The 20,969-nt window shown below is 46.2% G+C and carries 23 protein-coding genes; 10 read left to right on the top strand and 13 right to left on the bottom strand.

Annotated features, from left to right (window positions below; translation table 11 throughout):
- Window positions 1-8 precede the first annotated feature (8 nt).
- Window positions 9-287, top strand: a complete 279-nt coding sequence (locus ICN36_RS03850) for a 4a-hydroxytetrahydrobiopterin dehydratase (protein WP_216227075.1) — start codon at window positions 9-11, stop codon at window positions 285-287.
- 9 nt (window positions 288-296) lie between these two features.
- Here ICN36_RS03850 and ICN36_RS03845 read toward each other — a convergent pair whose 3' ends face one another.
- Window positions 297-512, bottom strand: coding sequence for a hypothetical protein (locus ICN36_RS03845; RefSeq protein ID WP_216227074.1), 216 nt, complete (start codon window positions 510-512; stop codon window positions 297-299).
- A gap of 143 nt (window positions 513-655) precedes the next feature.
- Between ICN36_RS03845 and ICN36_RS03840 the strand changes: the two genes are divergently transcribed.
- The 3 genes from ICN36_RS03840 (at window position 656) to ICN36_RS03830 (ending at window position 4,067) form a co-directional block, all read left to right on the top strand.
- Entirely contained in the window at window positions 656-1,153 is a 498-nt protein-coding gene (locus ICN36_RS03840) for a (2Fe-2S)-binding protein (protein WP_216227073.1), read from the top strand.
- A gap of 9 nt (window positions 1,154-1,162) precedes the next feature.
- Window positions 1,163-3,394 (top strand): xanthine dehydrogenase family protein molybdopterin-binding subunit, encoded by a 2,232-nt coding sequence (locus ICN36_RS03835; RefSeq protein WP_216227072.1) that lies wholly within the window; start codon window positions 1,163-1,165, stop codon window positions 3,392-3,394.
- Window positions 3,395-3,464: 70 nt separating this feature from the next.
- Window positions 3,465-4,067 carry a sulfite oxidase heme-binding subunit YedZ gene (locus ICN36_RS03830; protein ID WP_216227071.1) on the top strand — a complete coding sequence of 201 codons (603 nt, stop codon included), beginning with the start codon at window positions 3,465-3,467 and terminating at the stop codon, window positions 4,065-4,067.
- Here the strand turns inward: ICN36_RS03830 and ICN36_RS03825 are convergent.
- Window positions 4,064-4,954 carry a transporter gene (locus tag ICN36_RS03825; protein ID WP_216227070.1) on the bottom strand — a complete coding sequence of 297 codons (891 nt, stop codon included), beginning with the start codon at window positions 4,952-4,954 and terminating at the stop codon, window positions 4,064-4,066. The genes ICN36_RS03830 and ICN36_RS03825 overlap by 4 nt on opposite strands.
- A gap of 60 nt (window positions 4,955-5,014) precedes the next feature.
- Here ICN36_RS03825 and ICN36_RS03820 point away from each other — a divergent pair, with 60 nt between their 5' ends.
- A complete protein-coding gene (locus tag ICN36_RS03820) occupies window positions 5,015-5,341 on the top strand; it encodes a hypothetical protein (protein WP_255531223.1) in 327 nt (108 codons plus the stop codon).
- 8 nt (window positions 5,342-5,349) lie between these two features.
- Here the strand turns inward: ICN36_RS03820 and ICN36_RS03815 are convergent, their stop codons facing one another.
- Window positions 5,350-5,970, bottom strand: coding sequence for an SOS response-associated peptidase (locus ICN36_RS03815; protein WP_216227069.1), 621 nt, complete (start codon window positions 5,968-5,970; stop codon window positions 5,350-5,352).
- Window positions 5,971-6,054: 84 nt separating this feature from the next.
- Between ICN36_RS03815 and ICN36_RS03810 the strand changes: the two genes are divergently transcribed.
- On the top strand, window positions 6,055-6,894 hold the full coding sequence (locus ICN36_RS03810) for a peptidyl-prolyl cis-trans isomerase (protein WP_255531222.1): 840 nt from the start codon (window positions 6,055-6,057) through the stop codon (window positions 6,892-6,894).
- A 52-nt stretch (window positions 6,895-6,946) separates the two neighbouring features.
- On the opposite strand, the gene ICN36_RS03805 is transcribed toward ICN36_RS03810, so the two are convergent.
- Genes ICN36_RS03805 through fdxA form a run of 4 tightly spaced genes read right to left on the bottom strand, consistent with a single transcriptional unit; the run spans window position 6,947 to window position 9,679 of the window.
- Window positions 6,947-7,435 carry a dihydrofolate reductase gene (locus ICN36_RS03805; protein WP_216227068.1) on the bottom strand — a complete coding sequence of 163 codons (489 nt, stop codon included), beginning with the start codon at window positions 7,433-7,435 and terminating at the stop codon, window positions 6,947-6,949.
- Window positions 7,436-7,449: 14 nt separating this feature from the next.
- On the bottom strand, window positions 7,450-8,244 hold the full coding sequence (locus ICN36_RS03800) for a thymidylate synthase (RefSeq protein ID WP_216227067.1): 795 nt from the start codon (window positions 8,242-8,244) through the stop codon (window positions 7,450-7,452).
- Between the two features lie 45 nt (window positions 8,245-8,289).
- On the bottom strand, window positions 8,290-9,336 hold the full coding sequence (locus ICN36_RS03795; protein ID WP_216227066.1) for an FAD-dependent oxidoreductase: 1,047 nt from the start codon (window positions 9,334-9,336) through the stop codon (window positions 8,290-8,292).
- Between the two features lie 19 nt (window positions 9,337-9,355).
- Window positions 9,356-9,679 (bottom strand): ferredoxin FdxA, encoded by a 324-nt coding sequence (gene fdxA, locus ICN36_RS03790; protein ID WP_215392159.1) that lies wholly within the window; start codon window positions 9,677-9,679, stop codon window positions 9,356-9,358.
- Between the two features lie 149 nt (window positions 9,680-9,828).
- On the opposite strand from fdxA, the gene ICN36_RS03785 reads away from it, so the two are divergent.
- Window positions 9,829-10,812 (top strand): D-glycerate dehydrogenase, encoded by a 984-nt coding sequence (locus ICN36_RS03785; protein ID WP_216227148.1) that lies wholly within the window; start codon window positions 9,829-9,831, stop codon window positions 10,810-10,812.
- Between the two features lie 101 nt (window positions 10,813-10,913).
- Here the strand turns inward: ICN36_RS03785 and ICN36_RS03780 are convergent, their stop codons facing one another.
- The 5 genes from ICN36_RS03780 to ICN36_RS03760 all read right to left on the bottom strand — a co-directional run bounded on the left by ICN36_RS03780 (window position 10,914) and on the right by ICN36_RS03760 (window position 17,023).
- Window positions 10,914-11,207 carry a hypothetical protein gene (locus ICN36_RS03780; protein ID WP_216227065.1) on the bottom strand — a complete coding sequence of 98 codons (294 nt, stop codon included), beginning with the start codon at window positions 11,205-11,207 and terminating at the stop codon, window positions 10,914-10,916.
- A gap of 12 nt (window positions 11,208-11,219) precedes the next feature.
- Entirely contained in the window at window positions 11,220-12,536 is a 1,317-nt protein-coding gene (gene glp / locus ICN36_RS03775) for a gephyrin-like molybdotransferase Glp (RefSeq protein WP_216227064.1), read from the bottom strand.
- Window positions 12,533-13,138: a molybdenum cofactor guanylyltransferase MobA gene (gene mobA / locus ICN36_RS03770; protein WP_216227063.1), complete on the bottom strand. Its 606-nt coding sequence runs from the start codon at window positions 13,136-13,138 to the stop codon at window positions 12,533-12,535. Before mobA ends, glp begins: the two co-directional genes overlap by 4 nt.
- Window positions 13,138-14,265 carry a GTP 3',8-cyclase MoaA gene (gene moaA, locus ICN36_RS03765; protein ID WP_216227062.1) on the bottom strand — a complete coding sequence of 376 codons (1,128 nt, stop codon included), beginning with the start codon at window positions 14,263-14,265 and terminating at the stop codon, window positions 13,138-13,140. The genes mobA and moaA overlap by 1 nt, the downstream gene beginning before the upstream one ends.
- Window positions 14,266-14,359: 94 nt before the next feature.
- Complete coding sequence (locus ICN36_RS03760) at window positions 14,360-17,023, bottom strand: Rne/Rng family ribonuclease (RefSeq protein ID WP_216227061.1); 2,664 nt, start codon at window positions 17,021-17,023, stop codon at window positions 14,360-14,362.
- A gap of 463 nt (window positions 17,024-17,486) precedes the next feature.
- Here ICN36_RS03760 and ICN36_RS03755 point away from each other — a divergent pair, with 463 nt between their 5' ends.
- The 3 genes from ICN36_RS03755 to sppA are packed head-to-tail and all read left to right on the top strand — an operon-like array spanning window position 17,487 to window position 20,163.
- Window positions 17,487-18,503 (top strand): RluA family pseudouridine synthase, encoded by a 1,017-nt coding sequence (locus ICN36_RS03755; protein ID WP_216227060.1) that lies wholly within the window; start codon window positions 17,487-17,489, stop codon window positions 18,501-18,503.
- A gap of 8 nt (window positions 18,504-18,511) precedes the next feature.
- Window positions 18,512-19,186 (top strand): HAD-IA family hydrolase, encoded by a 675-nt coding sequence (locus ICN36_RS03750; RefSeq protein WP_216227059.1) that lies wholly within the window; start codon window positions 18,512-18,514, stop codon window positions 19,184-19,186.
- A gap of 29 nt (window positions 19,187-19,215) precedes the next feature.
- Window positions 19,216-20,163 (top strand): signal peptide peptidase SppA, encoded by a 948-nt coding sequence (gene sppA / locus ICN36_RS03745; protein WP_216227058.1) that lies wholly within the window; start codon window positions 19,216-19,218, stop codon window positions 20,161-20,163.
- A 26-nt stretch (window positions 20,164-20,189) separates the two neighbouring features.
- Here sppA and ICN36_RS03740 read toward each other — a convergent pair whose 3' ends face one another.
- A complete protein-coding gene (locus tag ICN36_RS03740) occupies window positions 20,190-20,960 on the bottom strand; it encodes an SAM-dependent methyltransferase (RefSeq protein WP_216227057.1) in 771 nt (256 codons plus the stop codon).
- Window positions 20,961-20,969 lie beyond the last annotated feature (9 nt).

Below are 20,969 nucleotides of genomic sequence, written 5' to 3'. Positions count from 1 at the left end.
TTGTCTTAATGGTTAATAACTTCAATTTAGAGCAAGAAGTACCTCTCTGGTCACTAGATAGGAGTGGTAAAAAGATTGCGCGTGAGTTTGTTTTTGTAGACTTCAAGCAAGCTTTTAGATTTATGACGCTCTGCGCTCAATATGCTGAAGAGATTGGTCATCATCCCGATTGGTCAAACTCTTGGAATAGGGTGATGGTGGAATTGAGCACCCATTCGGCTGGGGCTTTGACTAAATTGGATATTCAGTTGGCAAAGGCAATGGATGCCTTTGCTTCCGAGGTGTAGCGCAACAAATTAGTGCTCGTCTCCTTCATGTTCTTCCTCATTCATGCTCATGAGGATAGTAGCTAACAAGCCATAAACCACTTCGGTGGAGATCATTCCATCTTCATCCAAATCATCAATTAAGTCGTTTAGACGGTCCTCAGTTGGCTCGTTGAGCAAGGTCATTGCACACTCGCACCCATAGTCAAAATCTTCGTCGTTTTGGGTTTGGTTTTCTTCGGTCATATTTATCCTTAATTAAGCACTCAGAATAGCAAATTACAGCGTAATTCGGTAGGGTTTTGCCTTAGGCTCAGACATTTATGTGCGAGCGCAAAAAGCCCAGAATGATTTATAGTCTTTTGAAAAGAAAAACCATAGGAGACGGCATGCAATTAGATATTAATGGTCAGGTTCAGAATATTGATGTGGAGCCGAATATGCCCTTATTGTGGGCTATTCGAGAAGTGGTTGGGCTTACTGGAACCAAATATGGTTGTGGTGTGGCGCAATGTGGTGCCTGTACTGTCTACCTCAATGGTGAGCCAGTACGTTCTTGCTCTATTCCAGTGTCTGCAGTCGGTAAAGCCAAAATTACGACTATTGAAGCACTCTCGAAAAATAGCACGCATCCAGTTCAGCAAGCTTGGATTGCACTGGATGTACCCCAATGTGGGTATTGTCAGTCTGGTCAAATAATGGCTGCGGCCGCTCTCTTAAAAAGAAATCCAAAACCAACCGACGCAGATATTGACAATGCAATGGGTAATCTTTGTCGTTGCGGAACTTATCAGAAGATCCGGGATGGAATTCATGTGGCCTCTGGTCAAAAGAAATTAGTAGATGTTTTGGCGCAGTACAGCGCCACTCCTGCGACTCGTGGTTAAGGAGAAAACATGACAACAAAAAATCAAACTCTTCAATTGGGTAATTTATCCCGCCGTGATTTCATCATCAAGGGAACAATGTTAGGTGGAGGACTTGTGCTGGGTATTGGTGCTCTGCCTGATTTAGCTTTGGCACAGGCAGGTGCAAAGTATGACCCGAATACACCTACACAAGTAGGTGAGGCTGAAGTGAATGCCTGGGTCAGCATCAAGCCAGATGACACTGTTTATATCAGAATTGCCCGCTCAGAGATGGGTCAGGGCACACGTACCGGTCTTGCTCAGTTAGTTACTGAAGAGCTCGAGTGCAATTGGAAGAAAGTCAAAACACAGTCAGCTACTCCAGGCCAAAGTTTGGCACGCAAGCGTGTTTGGGGTGAGCATGGTACTGGTGGAAGTCGTGGCATTCGGATCTCTGAAGACTATGTACGTCGTGGCGCAGCAGCAGCGCGCATTATGTTGATGCAGGCAGCCGCCAATCAGTGGAATGTACCCGTTTCAGAATTGACTGTAGACAAGGGTGTGATCACCCATACACAAACCGGACGTAAAACGACTTACGGTAAGGTAGCTGAGTTGGCTTCAACTTTAACTACGCCTGATCCTAAATCAATCACCCTGAGGGACCCAAGAAATTGGAAAGTGGCTGGACAACCATACGCACGTATAGATACCGCCAATAAGGTCAATGGCTCAAAAGTCTATGGCATTGATTTGCAGTTTCCTGGCATGCTCTGCGCATCCGTAAAAGCTTGCCCAGTCTTTGGTGGCAAATTAGTAAGCTATGACGAAGCCAAGATCAAGGGTATGCGTGGGGTGAAGGGCGTTGTCAAGATTGATGACGGCACCCTTGCGGTAGTGGCTGATACCTGGTGGCATGCAAATATCGCACTGAATGCGTTACCAATCGTTTGGGATGAAGGCAAAGCCGCTAGCGTTTCACAAGACGGCATTAACAAAATGTTGCGTGACGGCTTAGATGAGCAGGGAGACTTCTGGCAGCGTAAAGAAGGTGACGCACCTGCCGCAATTAATAGCGCCTCTAAGAAAGTTGAAGCTATTTATTACACACCTTATCGTGCGCATGTCACGATGGAGCCTATGAATGCTACCGTCAAGATCACAGGCGATCGTGCGGAGGCTTGGGTGCCAACGCAAAATGGCGAGGGCTCACATGCAGCCTTATCTGAGGCAACTGGATTCCCGCTCGCGAATTGCGAAGTATATAAATTAGATTCTGGCTGTGGTCTAGGTCGTCGTGGTTCAACACAAGACTTCACTACTTTTGCTGCCAAAGTGGCGCAAAAATTTCCGGGTGTGCCTGTGAAAGTCATTTGGAGTCGTGAAGAAGATATGACTCACGATTACTACCACCCCATAGCGATGGCAAAGATGACTGCTGGTATAGATGGCACTGGTAATTTAACAGGCATGCATATTAAGGTGGCTGGTCAATCGATTAATGCCACGTTGGCACCACAGGCCATCAAGAATGGTAAAGATGAGCGTCAACTCCAAGGCTTTTATGAGAATGGCCCTGATGCTCAACTAGGCTATACCTTCCCAACACTCTTAACCGAGTATGTGATGAAGAATACGCATGTGCCGGTTGGCCCATGGCGTGGCGTGAATACCAATCAAAATGGTATCTTCATGGAATGCTTTATGGATGAGTGCGCTAACGCAGCCGGTAAGGATCCAGTGAAATTTAGGCAAGCACTCATGCAAAGCCATCCAAAGCATCTAGGTGTTCTCAATGCTGCCGCCAAGAAAGCGGATTGGGATAAGCCATTGCCAGCAGGAACGTATCGAGGTGTTGCTCAGTTCATGGGCTACGCCAGTTACTCTGCATGCGTAGCGGAAGTCACTGTGCAAAACAATGTAGTGAAAGTCACGCGCTTGGTATTTGCCTTAAATTCTGGACATGTTGTTAATCCTTACTTAACTCGAGAACAAATTGAAGGTTCTGTAGCCATGGCATTAGGGGCAATCTTCTTGCCAGAGATCTCTGTGGAAAATGGCCGCATCAAGCAGCAGAATTTGGATACTTACCCACTCCTAAAGCTTTCTGCGACACCAAGGATTGAAACAGTCTTAGTCCCGAGTTTTGATTTTTGGGGTGGGGTAGGTGAGCCAACAATCTGCGTAGTTGGCCCGGCTGTTGCAAATGCTATTTCTGCTGCTATCGGTAGACCGGTGCGAAACTTCCCATTAAGCAAGGAAGGTTTGAGCTTGGCTTAAGTTTTAACCTGATGGCAAGCGATTAATGACCCCATTGATTTTGAATTAATGGGGTCGTTTAATATGTCTTATGAAGTTTATTAAGACAATCGTCTTTTTCCTATCCCTCGCTCCCTTAGCCCGTTTAATCTGGCTAAGCGTTCATGAGGGTTTGGGTGCTAATCCCATTGAATTCATCACCCGTTCAACGGGCACTTGGGCGCTAGTCTTTCTATGCATTACGCTTGCAATGACGCCTTTGCGCTTGATTACGGGCTTGACTACTTGGATCAAGCTGCGTCGGATGTTAGGTCTCTTTTGCTACTTCTACGCCGCTATTCATTTTTCAATCTGGTTTTGGTTGGATCAGAACTTAGATCTTCAATCAATGTGGAGTGATGTCGTCAAGCGGCCCTTTATTACAATGGGCTTTTTGAGCTTGGTGCTACTGACGCCCTTAGCATTAACATCAAATCAGTGGGCAGTACGTCAACTTGGTAGACGTTGGACTTTATTGCACAAGCTTGTGTACGTCATTGCATGTACTGCAATAGTTCACTATTGGTGGCACAAAGCAGGTAAGAACGATTTAGGAACGGTCTCTATTTATGGAGTCATTATTTTTCTATTGCTAATTTTCCGTATCCCAACGGTTAGAAATTTTCTCCAGAGCTACCGAAGTAAATTGACTTAGAGCTCGACGGTATAGCGCACAATAAAGCGGCGCGTTTCGACAAATCCATTCTTGATTTCCATGTCGCGCCCATATTGAAGGCTGATTCTTCCAAATGGGTAATACGCCAATGCGCTTAATAAAAAGCGTTGAGTATTCATGACATTACTTTGATAAGTATTGCCAATCGTGGTGGCGCCACCTGCTACATAAAAGTATGAGGCGCCTAGGGTGTAGATCTGATTGATCTTGTAGATTGGACCAAGCTGCGTAGTTGTTAGTGGCTTTTGATTGAGGGAGGTGTTGTTTGCAGAGAAGCACGCTGCAGCGCACTGACTATTACCCCCGAACCACATCGTATCAACAGCAATCATGCCATCCAGATTTTCAACAATGGGTTGTTGATAGCCCATCTGAATATCAGAGCGATAACGGTTCTCACTCGCATTAAAAACTTGCTGGCTGTTATAGCTACCAGTTGGTGCCGTGAAATAACCCGCTACGCCAAAATATCGCCTTTTTTCTCTATCGGAATATGGCCAGAACGCTGTAGCTAAAGTGAGATCTCCAATGCCGGTACTTGAAGAGTAGGAGGCTAATGATCCTTCGGGCTTAATGGTGCTGTACGGTAATTGAAGATAGGAGATTGCTGGTAAATCTTTCACTGCGTAGCTAGTGCTAACACGAAGAATGGCGCTTTGAGTGCCAATATCTGGGCTGCCAAATGGTTTTCTTGAGACGACTGCACCATTCTTATAAAAAGTACCGCTCTCTGTATTGAGATAGCTGATCATCGCGTGGCTTTTGCCTGGTAGTGGCGCGATAATATCGTTAGGCTGCAAATCAACTGCAAAGGCGGCCGACGGTAGAGTCCATAAAGTGAGTGCCATGAAACGACGTAAATTCACGCAAGTATTGTAATTAATATAAAAAGAAGTGGTATTGCGTACTAACCTACAATGGCTCTTATGAAAACATTCTTCTCGAAATTAAGCCCACTTCTCATATTGGCGGGTGTTTCAGCTTGTACTCAAGCCCCTCCCCAGCCCCCTGGGTCGACAACGTATTCCCCATATTCTCCTCAGCAGATCAAGGAGTTTAATAATCAAACTCTTTCTCCGGTTGAGGGGCCATTTGGCCCAGTGGATCCGAGAGCGGAAGATCTTCGTATAGCCAAAGAACGGGCAGTAGATTCAAAATTTTACAGTCAGCCACAAGGTGAAGAAGAGGCAGAGGCGATCGAGACTCAGTCTGCCGATCCTTATCAAGCTACGAAACCTATTATTACTTTCTAGGCAGGTATTTAGCCAATCATTAGTTCTGGAATAGAGTCCAGCTGTAGTAATTCTTGAGCTTCTTCTGGCGTGGCATTAAGCCATGCATCAAATAGTTCAGGGCGTAATGGAACCACTGTACGTTTTTCATCCTCAGGTTTGTGCATGCGCCGCATTACAGAGTGTTCGCTAGCATTGATGGTGAGCATAGAAAAAGAAACAATGAGCTCACCAGTTTCAGGTTCGGTCCAGGTATCCCATATTGATGCAATCGCCATAGGTTCTTGATTGGCTTGTTTGATGGCGGTACGCACTGCTTTGCCTGACTCATAACAAGGCTCATAAAAAGCATCAGCTAAAGCGAGGGCGTAATGTCGACTTTTCCAGGCGTGCTTATAAGAAGGTTTCTGAGCAACTGTTTCCGCTCTGGCGTTATATGTTTTTCTACCAAAAGCTTCCTCTTTGGCCCAAGACGGCAATAAGCCAAAGCGTGCTAAACCAATGGCAGTACGGTCAGTATTATGGCTTTTGAGAACAATAGGTCCTGGGTAGGTCGGAAAGACATCATGGGCATTAGATGCCGGTAAATCTACATCAAAATGGGTTTTAACCCAATCAGGATTGACGGTAGTGAGGTATTGAATGCACATGATTTAATTTTACTGCTGCTTATGACTGTTTAACCTTGGCCTACTGGTAACATTGAGGCTAAATTTTAGAAAGATACCTTCCCTATGAAACCTTTTGCTTCTGTATTAAATCCAATGGTAGTTCGCTTTATTGCCGCCGGCTTATTGGCGGGCGTGTTTGTAGGCGGCGCCTATGCGCAACAAAGTGGTTTGCCAATTAATGCTGCAGCATCAGTGAATGGCGTCATTATTACCAATGACATGGTAGAGCAAGGCATGAAGGTTGCTATTTCTCAAGGGCAAAAAGATTCTCCAGAGCTGCGCAAAATAGTGATTGAAAAGTTTGTTGAGGTTTTACTGCTTTCTCAACAGGCCGAGAAAGATGGCTTGGCTAATTCTGAGAAGGCGAATAATCAACTCATGATGATTCGTCAAAACTACTTAGCAGACCTTGAGTTGTCTACCTACATGTCTAAAAACCCAATTACTGATGCGGATATCCAGGCTGAATACAACAAGGAGATTGCATCTTTAGGGCCACAAGGCATGATTACAGAATATAAGGTCAGTGATATTGCGGTTGCTAGTGAGGCTGATGCTCAGGCAGCCTTGGCGCGCATTAAGAAAGGCGAGCCGTTTGATAAAGTTGCCAAGAGCGTTTCTTTGGCTCCCAATAAAGTTCAGGGTGGCGCTGTAGGATGGGTTCAGGCTTCGCAGGTAAGCCCTCAATTAGCCTCAGCGTTGACCTCGCTACCTAAGGGCCAAGTTACAGCCCCAATCCAGATGCAGCAAGGCTGGTATCTAATGAAGTTGGAAGATAAAAAATCGAGCAAGCCACCATCATTCGAACAAGCAAAGGCTGCTATTCGTGCTGGTATGACACAAAGAAAGCAATATGAGTTCTTAGGTCAGATTGCAAAAGATGCAAAGATTGTGGTTCAATAAAAAGTAATAGCGGGACCGTGCCCTAGAAAAAAGGACTCCTCGGAGTCCTTTTTTACTTGCGCTCTAAAGTAATAAAACTAAAAGTGATATCACCTTCCGAGCCGGGAGTGCGTTCAATCTCTTTCCAAGAGGCCGGATTAGGCACTTCAAAGAAGGTATCGCCGCCTTTGACATCTAAATCGATTTCAGTAATGTAGAGGCGATCTGTTTTGTCAAAGGCTTGCTTAAATAGTTGTTCGCCACCGATTACAAAAACGCGTGGGAACTCACTTAAGTTCTTCAATGCTTCATCTAAAGATCCTACTAATTCACCACCAGTGGCCTGATAGCCCGCATTACGGCTTACTACGATATTGCGACGTCCAGGCAGAGGACGTCCAATAGATTCCCAGGTCTTGCGACCCATGATGACTGGAAAACCCATAGTAACGCGCTTGAAAAACTGTAAATCAGCAGAAATCTTCCAAGGCATTTGGTTATCGCGACCGATGACGTGATTGCGCGAGCGAGCAACAATCATGGAAATGGCAGGTTGTGTCATAAGGGTTGGGATTCTTAAATAGCTACAGGAGCTTTAATGGGAGGGTGAGATTCATAACCAAGAATTTCGAAGTCTTCAAATTCGTAATCAAATATTGAATCCGGTTTACGCAAAATATTGAGTTTGGGTGGTGGGAAAAAATCGCGCGACAACTGAAGCTCTACTTGTTCAAGATGATTGCTATATAAATGGCAGTCACCGCCGGTCCAAATAAAGTCGCCTACTTCTAAATTGCATTGTTGCGCCATCATATGCGTCAACAATGCATAGCTAGCAATATTAAATGGGACACCCAAGAAAATATCTGCACTGCGTTGATAGAGTTGGCAGGACAACTTGCCATCAGCTACATAAAACTGAAAGAAAGCATGACAAGGCGCTAAAGCCATGCGTGGAATATCCGCTACGTTCCAAGCAGAAACAATAATGCGGCGTGAGTCCGGATTATTCTTGATTGTCTCGACTACTTCTGAGATTTGATCGATGTGTTGACCATTAGGAGCGGGCCATGAACGCCACTGATAGCCATAGATCGGACCTAAATCACCATCCGGTGCAGCCCACTCATTCCAAATAGAAACGCCGCGCTCTTTCAGCCAATTATTGTCGGTGCTGCCCTTGAGGAACCAGAGTAACTCATAAATGATCGACTTGAGATGTAACTTTTTAGTGGTCACCATTGGAAAGCCATCTGCCAAGTTAAAGCGCATCTGGTGCCCAAATACGGATACCGTGCCGGTACCAGTCCTATCGGACTTTTGAACCCCCTTGGCGAGGACTTCTTTCATGAGATCGTGATATTGACGCATATATATTGGCTAAAAGAGGTTATGTATTAACGAATTAGGGATAGCTTACTCGAATGTAGGCGACTTCACTCCTAGGACCTTGTGAAGCTTGGGAGAGGTAGTCGTATATTGCAGTTGAATCTGCTTTTCAGGGTTTAAGTACTCCGCAGCCGCAAAGGCGGCTAGGGCAGCCTCATGAAATCCAGACAAGATGAGCTTTTTCTTACCCGGATAAACATTGATATCGCCAACGGCATAAATTCCGGGGATGCTAGTTTGGAATTTAGCGGTATCAACACAAATTTGTTTACGATCGATATTCAGGCCCCATTCTGCAATTGGCCCTAGTTTAGGAGAGAGTCCATAAAACACTAAAAGATCATCCAACGGGATTTGTTTGGATTCGCCATCAGTATTAGTAAAGGTTATATTGCTAATTTTTTGATCGTTTACTTCGTAATCAGTAACTTGTCCGATCAGAAGTTCCATTTGATGATTAGCACAAAGCTCTCGCATTCTCGCGATAGACTTTGGCGCGGCTTTGAATTCATCGCGACGATGAATTAAGGTAACGCTATCTGCAATTTCAGAAAAATGAATTGCCCAATCTAGAGCTGCATCACCACCGCCGCAAATCACAATTCTTTTATCAGCAAATTGCTCTGGATTTTTTACGTGATAGAAGACTTGCTTGTTGACGTACGCATCAATACCTTCGAGGCTGATGGTGCGTGGCTGGAAAGCGCCCACGCCACCAGCTATAAAGACAGTTTTGCTCAGAAAGTGATTGTCTTGTGAGGTAGCAATCAGAAACCGGCCATCGGCTTGTGGCTCAAGCCTACTAACCTCTTGACCAAGATAAAACTGGGCGCCAAAAGGCTCAATTTGCTTTAATAAGTTATTGGTGAGTTCACGCCCAGTGCATACTGGGATCGCAGGAATATCGTAGATAGGTTTATCTGGATAAAGCTCAATACATTGACCACCAACTTCTGGAAGTGAGTCAATTACATGGGCTTTGATTTCTAGTAAGCCTAATTCAAAAACCTGAAAGAGGCCCACAGGACCGGCACCAATAATTACGGCATCGGTTTCTATGGGCGAGTGCGACACGAATGTATTTAGCTAGAAATTACTTTACTAGCTGGTCGAGTTTATTTTTAACATCTTTCCACTCTTCAGCATCTGGAAGCGCTTCTTTAGACTTGGTAATCGAAGTCCACGAGGGGGATAGATCGGCATTCAATTTAATGAATGCTTGTTGGTCACCAGGTACGTCGTCTTCAGCATAAATTGCATTTACTGGGCACTCAGGTACGCAAACTGCACAGTCAATGCACTCGTCTGGATCGATCACTAAAAAATTGGGGCCTTCGCGAAAGCAGTCAACTGGGCAAACATCAACACAGTCGGTGTATTTGCAACGGATACAGGCTTCGGTAACAACGTAAGTCATGGTGGTTTTGTTTCATGAGCCCCAAAAAGCCGGGTGCTAAGTTATAAAAGCTCAATTTTAGCCGAAATAGCCTATTTTTCAGGCAAAACCCTTTATTTACTTAAGGTAAAGTTCCCACTATGAATACACAGTCCAATTCCCAGGCAGGGATGCAAAAACCGAGAATTTTAGTGGCGAGAGCCATTTTTCCAGAGGCTTTAGCCAAACTGGAGGAATCCTTTGAAGTTCGATCTAATCAGGAGGATCGGATTTTTAGCCCCGAAGAGTTGCAAAAAGAACTCTCTGGTGTTGTAGGGGCTTTAGTGGCAGGTAGCGAAAGAATTGATGCCAATGCCTTAGCCCGTGCCAAGGATTTGAAGGTGGTGGCTAATATCTCTGTGGGGTATAACAATTTTGATATACCGGCAATCACTGCTGCCGGTGTAATGGCAACGAATACGCCAGATGTTCTGACTGATACAACGGCGGACTTTGGCTTTGCCTTGCTTATGGCAACAGCAAGACGGATTACTGAATCCGAACATTGGGTGCGAGCGGGTCATTGGGATAAGTGGTCAATTGTGAATAATCCCCTTGGCATAGATTTACATCACAGTACTATCGGCATTATTGGTATGGGGCGTATTGGTCAAGGTATTGCTAAACGCGCTTTGGGTTTTGGTATGAATGTGATTTATCACAATCGTAGTCATTTATCAGATGCTGATGAAAAAGCGTGCGGTGCAAAGTATGTTTCTAAAGAAGAATTGCTACGCACTGCTGATCATGTTGTCTTGGTCCTGCCTTACAGTGCTGAGAGCCATCATACAATTGGTGCCAAAGAAATTGCCCTCATGAAACCGATGGCAACCCTTATAAACATTGCCCGCGGCGGCATTGTGGATGATGCTGCGCTAGCTCAAGCACTCAGGGATAAAAAAATCTTTGCTGCTGGCCTAGATGTATTCGAAGGTGAGCCTAAGGTACATCCTGAGTTATTGAAATTGAGCAACGTGGTACTTGCTCCGCACATTGCTAGCGCCACAGAAAAAACACGTAGAGCAATGGTAGATTTAGCTGTAGATAATTTACGTGCAGCACTTGATGGCAAAAAACCGCCTAGCCTCATTAATGCAGAAGTTTTTAAAGGCTAGTGGATTACTAAATTCGCTAAGGAGTAAAAAAATAAGGCCGAGGAAAACTCGGCCTTATTACTTATAGCAGCGCTTCGAATTAATATCAATCGCTAAGTTACCTACTCAGCATCAATTTCTTCTGGAAGGTCCCGTAAGGCTAATTCGATACCACCGAATTTTCCAGCAACCCAGTTATAGACTTTGCAGGCAATCCACAACAATCCAAAGCCGAGTAGGGCATTGAGAACAAGCGCTGACAAAACTGTGAATCCGGGGATAGCACCATCACGAATGAAGGCTACAAATAGCGCCAATAAAACTATCGGAAAGGAGAAGCAGAGGTAAACCAAAACTAAGGTTTTGGCGGTATGCATTGGGTCTAGAAAGACGAGTTCTTTTTTGCTAAGTTTCATGATGACGCAATCTTAAAGCAGTCCATCAAAAAGCGCTATATCTACCCAGTCTCCAGCAGCAACACTTCCTTGTTCGTGACCCAGGATGACAAAGCAATTGGCCTCACTCATTGAGCGCAAGATTCCCGCACCTTGGCTACCAGTGAGCCTGACCGTTGGTTTGCCATCAGAACTGCGTCCCAAAATAGCGCGTTGAAATTCTGTACGACCTGGCTTTTTCCGAATGGGCGCTTCAGTAATGGCCTGGGTAAGAGGCGGTTCAGTTTGATTGGCGCCATTCAGCTGCAGAAGGGCTGCTCGAACAAATTGGTAAAAAGTCACCATAACTGCCACCGGATTTCCTGGTAAACCAAAGAAAAGGGTTTTGCGAGGTGATGATTTTCCGGCAACAGGCTTAAGAACACCAAAGGCCATGGGGCGACCTGGACGCATAGCAATTTTCCAAAAGCCGACATCGCCTAACTCTTGCATGATCTGTTTTGTGAAATCTGCTTCACCAACAGATACACCTCCAGAAGAAATCAATACATCTGCTTTGCTCGCTGCTTCAATAAATGCTTGCTTCAAGGAGGCGGGGTCATCGCGCACAATGCCGCAGTCAATGATGTCCAGATTTAAGCGATTGAGTAAACCAGTCAGGCTATAGCGATTGCTGTCATAAATACTGCCCGCATCCAATGCTTGGCCTAACGCACGCAACTCATCGCCTGAAGACAGAATAGCAACCTTGAGTTTGCGTTTGACGGGTAATGAGGCGATACCAAGTGAAGCAGCTAAACCGAGATCAGAGGGGCGCAATAAACGACCGGCCACAATTGAGGGCTTTCCTTTTTGAAGATCCTCGCCACGTAAACGCCTATTCTCACCAGGTTTTAATTGATCCTGCTTGAATGCAATGGTCAACTCATCTTTGGTAGTTGTGAGCTCTTGCGGAATAACAGTATCGCAGCCAGCAGGCATCACCGCGCCAGTCATGATCCTAAGGCATTCTCCCGCACTAATACTGCCTTCATAAGGTTTACCAGCGAGCACTGTACCAACTACTCGTAACTCAATAGTTGCGTCCTTGGTATTGAGGCATTGACCATTAAATGCAAAGCCATCCATTGCAGAATTGTCTGCAGCTGGAACATCGATTGGTGAAAGTAGGTCTACCGCCAGAATTCGATTGATCGCCTGATCCAGCGCAACAGTTTCAGTATCACTAGAATCATTAAGAGCGGTCGCTTCTGCCAGAAGATCGTTGACTAATTGAGTAATTGCCTTACGTGCATCATCTACATGAAGTGATGAAGTCAGGAGAATGGGTTGGTTTGGGGAGTTACTCATGCTGATACTTTTTCTAGCGACTTTAATTCTTCAGGGGTATTTACATTGGCGAAATCTTGAGGGTCTTCAAAAATTACGGTACTGCTTCGTAACTCTTTAAACCAGCGATCAATTTTGAGATCGCCCTTCTGTAAAAAATTAGCGAGAGAGTCTTGTAGATTTGTGTGCATTAAGCAAAATACCGGTTGTGCCCATACTTTGCCATCAGCCTCTCTGCTGGAGGCATAAACTAATTCAAAGTTACCTCGCTCCATCTGCGCACCCAATGCCTCAGCAAGATTATTGGGCAGTAAGGGCGAGTCACACGGTGAGGTAAGGAGATAAGGGGTTTTACAAGCCTTTAGGCCTACAGAGAATCCAGCTAAGGGGCCTGAAAAATCCGGCGTCTCGTCCATGATGACGGGGTATCCATAGCCTGCATACTTTGTAATGTTGCGGTTGGCATTAATGATGATAGATTGTGTCTGATTCTTTAGCTTGGCAATTGCCGATTCAATCAGGGGCTTGTTATGAAAAGGAATTAAACCTTTATCGATACCACCCATACGTTGGGCACGGCCACCAGCAAGTATTAGTCCAGTAATGTCTTTAGTCGAAATCATTAGCCGCCAATATAGGACATTTCAACCTTGCGGTTGCCGGAAGAAAGGTTGGCGGTATGTGAGCCGCGAATTTCTGAATAGTGATCATCGCGAGTTGACCAAGTATTTATGACGGCATTAGCGATTTCTAAATCACTTTTCTCTGAACGCAATAAAGTTTTGAAATCAAATCCTTCATTCGCAAAGAGACAGAGATACATTTGCCCATCGGTTGAGATACGTGCTCTCGAGCATTCGTGACAGAAGGTTTGGGTAACACTGGAGATCACGCCAATCTCACCTGAGCCATCGACATAACGCCAGCGCTGAGCAACTTCGCCAGCATAGTTAGCCTCAACTGGCTCCAGTGGACACATTTCATTAATACGGGAAATGACTTCTTTGGAGGGAAGGACTTGCTCCATATTCCAACCATTCGAACTGCCCACATCCATAAACTCAATAAAACGCAGAATAATTCCGCTGCCTTTGAAGTGTTTGGCCATCGCAACAATCTCATGATCGTTAGTGCCTTTTTTAACCACCATATTGACTTTAATATTCTCAAAGCCAACCTCTTGCGCCGCTTTAATTCCATCGAGGACATCTGCTACTGGGAAGTCGACATCATTCATCTTTTTAAAGATAGCGTCGTCTAGGCCATCAAGGCTGACTGTCAAGCGATGCAGGCCAGCGGCTTTTAATGCAGCAGCCTTTTTGCGTAAGATGCTGCCGTTGGTAGTTAGCGTGAGGTCTAGTGGTTTGCCTGCGGTCGTCTGGATTTTGGTCAGCATCTCAATCAGTACTTCTAAGTTCTTACGCAGCAAAGGCTCGCCACCAGTGAGCCTAATTTTTTCAACGCCTAGTGTGGCAAATATAGAAGTGAGACGAGTAATTTCTTCAAAGCTCAATAACTCTTTGTGAGCCAAGTAAGGGTAGTTTTGGTCGAACACTTCTTTAGGCATGCAATAGTTGCAGCGGAAGTTGCAGCGATCTGTGACGGAGATGCGAAGATCTCTAAGGGTGCGTCCGCGGGTATCTTTGGTGTGACTATGGGGTGTGATCAGCTGCGCGCCAATAGATGGCGACAGGCCTTTGCCTTCGTCAATACGGATGGGAATTACTTTGGGGATTGCTTTTTCAACCATGGTCTCAATTATGGCTGTGAAACGGGGTTTCTGCCAAACCGCCAAGTATCCTTTTGGGATAAAAGGCGGTCTGGAGAAAAAGCTTAAATAAGCGTTAAACCGTTTTTTCTTGGCCGCCGGTTTCAACTAAAACCATAGGACCATCATGAAGGCTAGCAGCCGGTTTGGGTGCTCTACCTAAGTTATGAGCAACAGGCTCCGCCTGAATCTGGTTCTGTGCTTCAGCATGCTTTGAAGAGTCGGTAGCGACCCAGATCATGCCGGCTGATTGCACAACGCTATGCAAAGGGGTTTCTTCAAGCGCCTGGAAGGCAACCTTAGGAAGCTCAGGTGCAGGCTTAGCAATCACTTCTAACTTTGGGGCCGCTACAGCAACAGGCGCTGGAGTGGTTGTAGGTATAGGAGCTGATGTAGGAGCAGAATTTTGCGCAGGGCGATTGGATTGACGTGGAGGACGTGGAGTACGTGGAGTACGCTCTTGCCTTTCTTGTTTCTCTGCAACAGGTTTTGCATTGCCAAAACTATTGACGATGTTCTGAATCGGCATTGAAGAAGATGCGCCGCCCATTCCAACTGGAGGACCTGTAAATGGACTTGCAGATGCTGTCGTTGCTGGTGCATTAGTTGATGTGCTTGCTGCGTCATTACCACCTTCAGTGCGCTCACCACGTTGACCACGACCACGACCTCGACGGTTGCGACCACGACCACGACGCTCTTCACCATCCGCTGCTGGAGCAGTTTCGCTACCGGGAGCTGCTTCAGTTGCAGGTGTTACTGCTGCTGGGTTAGCTTGGCGTTCTGGTTTAGGACCATTTTGATTGCCTTGGTTACCATTGCCGTTACGGTTGTTGCGGTTGCGACTGTTGCCAGTACCTTCTGCTGGGGTGCCTTCAGCCGCATTTGCTACTGGGCGCTCGGTGCGCTCAGTACGTTCACCACGACGGTTGCGTCCACGATTGCGGTCATTACCGCCACCGTTGCGTCCTTGATTGCGACCACGTGGATTACTTGGAGCAGGCTTTTCTTCAACCGCTGGAGAAGATCCAAAGAGGCTCTTAATAAATCCAAAGAAACCACCAGTGCTTTCTACTTTCGCAACTTTTTCAGTGCGTGCAGGGCGTGGTTGGCTAATTGGCGCCGGTTGCGTTGGTGTAATTCCTTTAACTGCTGCCTCTGGACGTACTTTTATGTCAGCATCTTTTTTGCTAACTGTTGTGTCTGTTTCGAGTTCACGAGCAGCTTCTTCTGCCATCACGTAGCTAGCTTTTTGATCATCAAGACGAGGGTCGTCATGACGCAAACGCTCTAGCTTGTAATGTGGAGTTTCTAAATGCTTGTTTGGAACCATCAAGACATTGACTTTGAAGCGAGTTTCAATCTTGATCACTTCAGCGCGTTTTTCATTCAAAAGAAATGCAGCCACTTCGACCGGCACTTGAGTATGAATCGCTGCTGTATTTTCCTTCATTGCTTCTTCTTGGATGATGCGCAGAACTTGCAATGCAGAAGATTCGGTGTCACGAATATGGCCTGTGCCGTTACAACGTGGGCAGGTTACATGGCTACCTTCAGATAATGCCGGGCGCAAGCGCTGACGAGACATTTCCATCAAGCCAAACTTAGAGATCTTGCCCATCTGAACACGAGCGCGGTCATGACGCAGAGCGTCACGTAAGCGATTCTCAACATCTTTCTGAGCTTTGCTCGATTCCATATCAATGAAGTCGATCACAATCAAACCACCTAAGTCACGTAAACGTGCTTGACGGGCGATTTCATCGGCAGCTTCTAAGTTGGTGCGAGTAGCGGTCTCTTCAATATCAGAGCCACGGGTTGCACGTGCCGAGTTGACGTCTACAGAAACCAAGGCTTCAGTGTGGTCGATAACAATTGCGCCGCCAGATGGCAATGGCACAGTGCGTGAATAAGCAGTTTCAATTTGATGCTCAATTTGGAAACGAGAGAACAAAGGCACATCGTCTTGATAGCGCTTTACTCGTGGCAAATTGTCAGGCATCACTACAGACATAAATGCTGCAGCTTGTTCGTAAATGTCATCGGTATCGATGAGAATCTCACCAATATCAGGCTGGAAGTAATCGCGAATCGCGCGAATCACTAAACTTGACTCAAGGTAAATCAACAATGGGGCAGAGTTGCCTTTGGCAGCTTCATCGATCGCTTTCCATAACTGCATGAGGTAACTTAAGTCCCACTGCAATTCAGTAGCGTCACGACCAATACCAGCGGTACGAGCAATGATGCTCATGCCATCTGCCACTTCTAATTGAGCCATCGCTTCGCGGAGTTCTTGGCGGTCTTCACCTTCAATACGGCGGGAAACGCCGCCTCCACGTGGGTTATTCGGCATGAGAACCAAATAACGGCCTGCTAAGGAGACAAAGGATGTGAGGGCTGCCCCTTTTTGGCCGCGCTCTTCTTTTTCTACTTGAACAATGATTTCTTGACCTTCGCGTAAAGCATCCTTAATGGAAGCATTACGGACGTCGATACCTTCTTTAAAGTAACTGCGGGCTACTTCCTTGAATGGCAAGAAGCCATGGCGTTCTTCGCCGTAATTGACAAAGCAGGCCTCAAGGGAAGGTTCAATGCGGGTAATGACACCTTTGTAGATATTGCCTTTGCGTTGTTCACGGCCGGCAGCTTCGATATCGATATCAATGAGTTTTTGACCATCAACGATGGCAACTCGCAACTCTTCTTGTTGAGTTGCATTAAACAACATGCGTTTCATAACACTCTCCTATGGGGGAGGGCGTCGTTGCGCGCTGCGTTAGGGGACAAGTTAGATACCACTTGGGACTAAGCCCAAGGCGGTTTATGAGTGTGGATCATGCAAATCTAGACATTTTTTGCCTAGCTCACCAGCTTAACTGTTGGTTAATTTGGTGCCACACCTGACGATCGCCGCAGAGACCTCCCTTAGGTCATCAATGCAGGCGCGCGCCTGAAAACTGTCTTCTAATCGCGGGTCGCGGCATACGGCACACCAACCCTGCGCCTCATTAAACGGGGGAGGGGCAACCCCGGGAGTCTTTTAAAGGGCGACTCCAAGCTCCACGATTCAAACCTGACTTCAGGTTGGTCTCGGGCCAATAAATTGGCTAGAGCGTTGATTATACGGCACAAGTTGCGTGACAATGGGGTATTGTTGAGTCCCTTGTCGTCCCCCGCCGGGGTCACAAGAGAGATAAATCATGAAATCCGAACCTATTTCCACGCCTTTAAAGGCAAAAATGCCCAATACTTCAGCACCTGCTGCGGTGCACCTTCAGACCATTGGTCCGGAAGAGGCTGGCCAACGCCTGGATAACTACCTATTACGCTGGGCCAAAGGAGTTCCCAAGAGTCACGTTTACCGAATTATTCGATCTGGGGAAGTCCGGGTAAATAAAAAGCGGGCTGAGCCCACAACTCGACTGATTGAGGGTGATGTAGTGCGCGTTCCCCCGGTCCGAATTGCTGAACCGGCCCAAATGGCGGCTGTAAATTCAGCCCAGACCAAATCTCGGGCCCATGGCTATTCGGACAAAATGCCTATTCTTTTTGAGGATGAAGCACTCTTAATAGTGAACAAGCCAGCGGGTTTGGCTGTCCATGGTGGATCAGGTATTGCTCTTGGGGTAATCGAAACCTTAAGGATTACTCGTCCCGAGCTTAAGTTTTTGGAATTAGTGCATCGCCTTGATCGAGATACCTCAGGAGTTTTGCTCTTAGCCAAAAAGCGTAGCGCCTTAGTGGAATTACATCGTCAAATTCGTGAAGGTCAAACCGATAAGCGCTACTTCTTGCTTGCACATGGTGAAATTGTTCAGGGCGCGCAAACCATGCAGCTTAAGTACCCACTTCATAAGTATCTTTTGCCGAATGGTGAGCGTCGAGTTCGGGTTGATCCAAATGGGGTGCCGAGCCATACGGCCCTGCGAGTAACCAAGACACTCAAGCGTGAAGATGCCGCTATCACTTTAGCTGAGGCTCAACTGAAGACAGGACGCACCCACCAAATCCGAGTGCATTTACAAAAACTAGGGCACGCGATTTTGGGCGATGATAAGTATGGATTCGAAGAATTAGATAAATTGATTAAATCAAAACGCTTATATTTGCATGCCCATCTGGCAGGATTTACCCATCCCCGTACTGGTGAAAAGATGCGGATTGAGTCACCATTGCCGCCAGAATTTACCGCCATGATGAAAAACTTTGAACAGTAAAAAGAAGAATGTCTCAAGCCAATAAATTGAATCGACCGTACGACATGATTGTTTGGGATTGGGATGGAACCATTATGGATTCCACGCCAACCATCGTGCATTGCATTCAGCAAGCATGCCGTGATTTAGGCTTTAAAGCACCGGACGACACTTTGGCGAGCTCGGTCATTGGCTTGGGCATTCAGGATTCATTGCGTAGAGCGGTACCTTGGGTTGAGCCGATTCATTTTCAAAAACTCACCGAGCGCTTTCGTTATCACTACTTGGCTAAAGATCATGAGCTTGATTTGTTTGTTGGGATCAGAGAGCTTTTGCAAGAATTGCATGCGCAACAATATTTACTCGCTGTAGCCACAGGTAAATCTCGTGTCGGTTTAGACCGCTCGCTTAAGCATCATGAGATTGGTCATCTCTTTCATGAGACTCGTACTGCAGATGAATCCTTCTCCAAGCCGCATCCAGGGATGTTGTTAGAGTTATCAGATGTGACCCAAGTGCCGACTCGCCGCATGCTGATGATTGGCGATACAACACATGATTTAGATATGGCGGCAAATGCGGGTGTGGATGCAGTGGCAGTAACTTATGGCGCCCATCCCCCGAGCACCCTGAAGGAATCGCCATCACTAGTGCATGTTGATGATGTAGCGCAACTTTCACAATGGCTTAAACATAATTTATAACGTGATTAGCAATACTAAGGAATTCATAGATGGAAAATAATCCAAATCCTCATTGGGAGCGCCAAGCTCTTGAGCATCTCCTTTTGGAGAATTTGAAAGAGACTCGCAAAGCACGTCGTTGGAAAGCAGTATTGCGTGTGCTTACCTTGTTAGTCATTGTGGGTGCGTTGCTGGCGATATTTGATTTTCATCTGCCGGGAAAAGGTATGGGGGTTGAAAAACATACAGCCTTAGTAACTCTCGAAGGAGAAATTTCTTCCAGCTCAATGGCCAATGCAATGGATATCAATTCTTCGTTGCTATCTGCATTTGAGAATGAGAATAGTGCTGGTGTTGTATTGCGCATCAATAGTCCCGGAGGATCTCCTGTGCAGGCTGGCATGATTAATGATGAGATTCATCGTTTGCGTACGCTCTATCCAAAGAAACCCTTTTATGTTGTAGTGGAAGATATTTGCGCATCAGGCGGTTACTACGTTGCGGTGGCTGCGGATCAAATTTTGGTTGATAAAGCCAGCTTAGTGGGATCCATTGGCGTAATCATGGAAGGCTTTGGTTTTACGGGCCTAATGGATAAGCTAGGCGTTACGCGTCGCATGATTACCTCAGGCTCTAACAAGGGCATGATGGATCCGTTCAGCAAAGAAAATCCAAAGCAAGTAGAGATGGTTAAGACCATGATTGATGAGATTCATCAGCAATTTATTGCAGTGGTGAAAGAGGGTCGTGGCGAGCGCTTAAAAGATGTGCCAGATTTATTTTCTGGGCGTATTTGGAATGGCGAGCAAGCCGTCAAGATTGGTTTGGCTGACGGATATGGCACGGTCGACACAGTGGCGCGCGATATCTTTAAGGCGCCTGATATTTTGGACTACACCATGAAAGAAAACTTTGCCGAGCGCGTTGCTAAGCGCTTTGGCGCAGAGGCTGGTGCTGCTGCTGGTAAAGCTTTAGTAAAGACACCAGATCTAAAGTAATTAAGTAAAACTAAAGTATAAAAGGCCTAGGCCAATAGTAGAAATACTGTTGGCCTATTTTGTAATGGAGCACAAGCGGCTTCGTTCGGGTAGCGTTTGCGCCAGTCAGCAATAGATAGCGTGGCGATCATTTCTGATGGCAGACTAAGGTCTACCCCAAGACACAGCAGGCTTTGCGGCGCTAGCGAATTGATACAGGCCATGAGCATAGCGGTGTTGCGATAGGGTGTCTCAATCCAAATTTGAGTCTGTTGTAATTTTCTGGACTCTACCTCTAACTGTTTTAGCCTTGCCGTGCGCTCATGAGTGTCATGAGGAAGATAGCCCTGAAATGCAAAGCGTTGACCATTCAGTCCGCTTGCCATCAAGCCTAGCAAAATAGAGCTGGGGCCAACTAACGGCTTTACTTTGGCGCCGAGCTTATGTGCTGCTAATACTAATTCTGCACCAGGATCTGCAACCCCAGGTACGCCTGCTTCAGACATTAAGCCCATATCATTTCCAGCAAGCAAAGGCTTAAGTAAATCAGCAGGCTTCACCGCATCGCCATACTTGGCATTACGCGCTGCGCCACGCCATTCGCTCATCTGCATTTCTTGAATGGTGCATGCTAATGGTGAAGCGGAATCGATTGCTTTTAATAGTGCCCGCGCCGTCTTGGCATCTTCAACAATCCAGTGTTTTAACTTGGCTGTTTGCGTAATCGTTTCTGATGGAAGCACCCAAGGTAATTGCTCAACACGAGCATCATCACCCAAAGTGTTGGGAACTAAATATAGAGTGCCGAGTTTGCTCATGGAGAACTT

This window comes from Polynucleobacter sp. UK-Gri1-W3, assembly GCF_018881595.1.
GTDB lineage: Bacteria > Pseudomonadota > Gammaproteobacteria > Burkholderiales > Burkholderiaceae > Polynucleobacter.
This window is presented reverse-complemented; position numbering and strand designations above follow the sequence as displayed.